This is a genomic window from Aporhodopirellula sallentina SM41 (genome assembly GCF_000346505.1).
GTDB classification, from domain to species: domain Bacteria; phylum Planctomycetota; class Planctomycetia; order Pirellulales; family Pirellulaceae; genus Rhodopirellula; species Rhodopirellula sallentina.
In genome coordinates this window covers 1-3,870 of sequence record NZ_ANOH01000057.1, presented here as the reverse complement: position 1 = coordinate 3,870, position 3,870 = coordinate 1, and the positions used below count along the sequence as shown (strand labels likewise).

Annotated in this window: 9 protein-coding genes and 1 pseudogene; all 10 read left to right on the top strand. The window is 54.9% G+C overall.

Translation table 11 applies throughout. The features are described from left to right. Positions 1 to 191, top strand: a pseudogene (rpsC, locus tag RSSM_RS32245) (30S ribosomal protein S3); the annotation flags it as partial. Then, positions 130 to 546 carry a 50S ribosomal protein L16 gene (gene rplP, locus RSSM_RS02995; RefSeq protein WP_008674332.1) on the top strand — a complete coding sequence of 139 codons (417 nt, stop codon included), beginning with the start codon at positions 130 to 132 and terminating at the stop codon, positions 544 to 546. The pseudogene rpsC and the gene rplP, both read left to right, overlap by 62 nt. 61 nt (positions 547 to 607) lie before the next feature. Next, entirely contained in the window at positions 608 to 814 is a 207-nt protein-coding gene (gene rpmC, locus RSSM_RS02990; RefSeq protein ID WP_008674331.1) for a 50S ribosomal protein L29, read from the top strand. Positions 815 to 900: 86 nt separating this feature from the next. Further along, positions 901 to 1,257, top strand: coding sequence for a 30S ribosomal protein S17 (rpsQ, locus tag RSSM_RS02985; protein WP_008674329.1), 357 nt, complete (start codon positions 901 to 903; stop codon positions 1,255 to 1,257). An 87-nt stretch (positions 1,258 to 1,344) separates the two neighbouring features. Continuing rightward, the gene (gene rplN, locus RSSM_RS02980; RefSeq protein ID WP_008674328.1) at positions 1,345 to 1,713 is read left to right on the top strand and encodes a 50S ribosomal protein L14; all 369 of its coding nucleotides are present in this window, start codon (positions 1,345 to 1,347) and stop codon (positions 1,711 to 1,713) included. A gap of 104 nt (positions 1,714 to 1,817) precedes the next feature. Next, positions 1,818 to 2,165 (top strand): 50S ribosomal protein L24, encoded by a 348-nt coding sequence (gene rplX, locus RSSM_RS02975; protein WP_008674327.1) that lies wholly within the window; start codon positions 1,818 to 1,820, stop codon positions 2,163 to 2,165. 74 nt (positions 2,166 to 2,239) lie between these two features. After that, positions 2,240 to 2,815 carry a 50S ribosomal protein L5 gene (rplE, locus tag RSSM_RS02970; protein ID WP_008674325.1) on the top strand — a complete coding sequence of 192 codons (576 nt, stop codon included), beginning with the start codon at positions 2,240 to 2,242 and terminating at the stop codon, positions 2,813 to 2,815. A 96-nt stretch (positions 2,816 to 2,911) separates the two neighbouring features. Next, positions 2,912 to 3,097 (top strand): type Z 30S ribosomal protein S14, encoded by a 186-nt coding sequence (locus tag RSSM_RS02965; RefSeq protein ID WP_008674324.1) that lies wholly within the window; start codon positions 2,912 to 2,914, stop codon positions 3,095 to 3,097. Positions 3,098 to 3,128: 31 nt separating this feature from the next. Then, a complete protein-coding gene (gene rpsH, locus RSSM_RS02960; RefSeq protein WP_008674319.1) occupies positions 3,129 to 3,524 on the top strand; it encodes a 30S ribosomal protein S8 in 396 nt (131 codons plus the stop codon). Positions 3,525 to 3,602: 78 nt separating this feature from the next. Continuing rightward, positions 3,603 to 3,870 (top strand): 50S ribosomal protein L6 (locus RSSM_RS02955; RefSeq protein ID WP_044300813.1); only part of this gene is annotated, 268 nt, incomplete at its 3' end.

Here is a 3,870-nt window from a genome sequence, read left to right as displayed (position 1 = left end):
TTGCCGGCTCGATCCCGCTCAGTACGCTGCAAGCGAAGATCGATTACGGATTCACCGAAGCGATGACGCCACAGGGGCACATCGGGATTCAGGTGTGGATTAACCAAGGTACTTACGGAGACGACAACGATGGCGCTGATGCCCAAACGGGTCAAGCATCGAAAAAGCCAAAGAGGTCGTATAAAAGGTAACGCGACTCGCGGCAATACGGTCGTTTTTGGCGATTTCGGAATCCAGTCCCTGGACGCCGGATGGATCAAAGCTACAACGATCGAAGCCGGCCGGATCGCAGCCCAGCAATACGTTCGCGGCGAAGGCAAGCTCTACATTCGAATCTTCCCAGACAAGTCAGTGACCAGCACTCCGCTGGAAACTCGGATGGGTAAGGGGAAAGGTGAGCCAGACTTCTGGGCCGCGGTCGTCAAGCCGGGAACCATTTTGTACGAACTCAGTGGCGTGACCGAACAGCAAGCCAAAGTTTGCTTCGCTCGTTTGGCCAGCAAGATGCCTGTCAAGGTTCGGTTTGTGTCGCGGCGGACTGCGTAAAGCATTGCCGCGGTGAGGCCAACCCTACCAAAACTCATTCCCTTTTTTCGTTTGTTGAACGATGACATCACTGACTGAACTGCACGAAATGAGCGATGAGCAGCTCGATGCGACTGCGAAAGAAGCGGCAGAGACATTGTTTCGTCTGCGTTTTCAATCGCAATCCGAGCGACTCAATACACCAAGCGAGATTCGCAAGAATCGCCGTTTGATCGCTCGGGTCAAGACGATCCAAACCCAGCGGGAGCGTGCCGCGCAGAACGCGTAGGTATCAGGCCGCCACCCATTTGTAATTAATCGAAGCCGCCACCGGCTTCACATGAAATACCCTTCCACTGAACTGTCCGAAACGTCATGCCTAAACGCGTGTTAGCCGGAATCGTTACCAGCGACAAGATGAACAAGACGCGCCGCGTCGAGATCAATCGCGTGGTCAAGCATCCGAAGTACAAGAAATACCTCCGTCGCCGTACCGTCTGCCACGTCCATGACGAAGACAACGAGTCGGGTGTTGGTGATCGCGTTGAGATCATCGAGTCGGAACCGCTTAGCAAGCTGAAGCGGTGGCGATTGGTTCGCGTTCTCGAGAAGAGTACCGCGGTCGACGTGGTTGCCCTTCGTGCCGCTCGGAAAGAGGCCATGAACGCCGCCGAGAGCGAAACGATTGAGGCCGCCCACGCCGGTGAAAGCCCGTCCGAAAGCGAGTCCTAGGCAACTGCCCCATCCCGCGTTGCTCTGACCGTTGTGTGTCAGAGTTCAGGCGTCAGTAACAAAATATTTGTCGTTGAAGTGAATTAGATGATCCAACAAGAAACTCGTCTCGACGTTGCGGATAACACCGGTGCCCGTCAGGTGATGTGCATCAAGGTGCTCGGCGGAAGTCGTCGACGTTTTGCCACGGTCGGCGATGTGATCGTTTGCAGTGTCAAGAGCGTTATCCCTGGCAGCGAAGTCAAGAAGAAGTCCGTCGTGCGTGCGGTAATCGTTCGTACTAAGACACCGACTCGTCGTCCCGATGGCAGTTACATCCGGTTTGATTCCAACGCGGTGGTGTTGGTCGACAAAGACCGCAACCCACGTGGTACCCGTATCTTCGGTGCTGTCGCAAGAGAGCTTCGCGAACAGAAGTTTACAAAGATTGTTAGCCTCGCTAACGAGGTCCTTTGAGCTGAAGGCTCTCGCCGGGGCGATCCCGCTCGGGCGAGTCCAGTGAAAGCTTGACAACAGAATTAGAAGCTAAACGCTCATCGTTATTTGCCAGAAGCCAAAAAATGAATTTCCGAATTGACGACGAAGTGATCGTAATCGCTGGGGCTGACAAGGGTCACCGAGGCAAGATTATCAAAATCGATCGCGATGCGAACAAAGTAATCGTCGAAGGTGCCGCCAAGGTTTGGAAGCACGTTCGCCAAAGCCAGAAGAACCCGCAGGGTGGACGTCTCAGTAAAGAGATGCCGATCAGCGCGAGCAACGTTCTGATCGTGGATCCGACCGACGGCAAACCGAGCCGTATCGGGCTGCGTTACCTCCCGGACGGAAGCAAAGAGCGTTTCGCCAAAAAGAGCGGAGCGAGTCTCGGCCAGGTGGCACCCGCCAAAGCAAGCCGAGCGACGAAGTAAAGTTCTTGGTTGCCGTATCATCCGGTGACGACATCAAATTTTAATCACACAACTTAATCGGCTTGTTGCCTCCCATGTCCAACACGAAACCACGATTGCAGGTCCGCTACGAGGAATCGATCCGCGCGGCACTCAAGGAACAGTTTGGGTTTACCAACCCGCACCAGATCCCACGTCTTGAGAAGATCACGCTCAACATGGGTATCGGAGCAGCAGTCACGGACAAGAAGGTCCTTGACATGGCGGTTGACTCGATGACGCAAATCGCTGGCCAAAAGCCCGTGTTGACGCTCGCTCGCAAGTCGATCGCAACGTTCCGTTTGCGTGAAGGCATGCCGATCGGTTGCATGGTCACGCTTCGTCGCCAACGGATGTATGAGTTCCTCGACCGAGTCGTCTCGATCGCACTCCCACGGGTGCGTGACTTTCGTGGCATCAGCCGCACGGCGTTCGATGGTCGCGGTAATTACACCCTCGGGCTCAACGAACAATTGGTGTTCCCCGAGCTCAACCCAGATAAGTTCGTTCGGCCTCAAGGGATGAACATCAGCTTCATCACCTCGGCAAAGAACAACGACGAAGGGCGCGCGTTGCTCGAGCAATTCGGGATGCCTTTCAAACAACCCAAAGAGAAGTCGGGTGCGGCTTAGTGCCGACGCCGGCGTGATCGAATTCAGTTAGTACACATCACCGTTACGTTTCCTAGTTGGGCATAGTTGCCCGCTCCGTTCACCGCAGGTCCTTTCGTGGCAAGCAAATCCAAAATCGCCAAGGCGTCTCGTACGCCCAAGTTTTCCTCACGGAAAGAAAACCGTTGCAACTATTGTGGTCGTCCGCGGTCGGTCTATCGCAAGTTCGGTTTGTGCCGCATTTGTTTTCGCTTGAATGCGAATGCCGGGTTGATTCCTGGCGTGCGTAAGGCCAGTTGGTGAGTCTGGAAACAATTAAAGGGAACCCACAGCTATGATGACCGACCCCATTGCCGATATGCTCACACGAATCCGAAACGCGGTTCGTGTGGAACGGCCTTATGTAGACATTCCTGCCAGTCGCGTAAAACGCGGTGTTGCCGACGTTTTGAAACGTGAAGGCTTCATCTGGGATTGGAAGGAAGAGGACACCGAGCCCGTCAAGACGCTCCGCTTGGAGCTCAAGTACGGCCCTAACGGCGAACGTGTGATCCAGACAATCAAACGAATCAGTAAACCAGGACGTCGACTGTACTCGCGCAGCAAAGAACTGCGACCAGTGCTCGGCGGTTTGGGAATCCGAATCATCAGCACCAGTAAGGGCGTCGTCAGCGACCGGGAAGCCCGCCGAGATAAGATCGGCGGCGAAGTACTCTGCGAAGTTTCCTGATCCTGCGTTAGTCCGTTCCCGATCTCGCGATGGCGAGATCCTGTCCAAACACCCCCTGTTTCATCAAGCGAATCAGTCATGAGCCGCATCGGTAAAAAGCCCGTCGCGATCCCCGCTGGTGTGTCGATCACTGTTAACGATCGCACGCTCAACGTCGAAGGCCCAAAAGGCAAGCTGACATTCACCCACCGATCCGAAGTGAGTGTGGAAGTCGATGCGGATGGGAAAGAAGCTGTCGTATCGCGTATGGATGACAGTCGCCCGTCGCGTGAATTCCATGGCCTGACGCGTGCGATTCTCGCCAACATGATTGTTGGTGTGACGCAGGGTTACGAGAAAAAGCTCG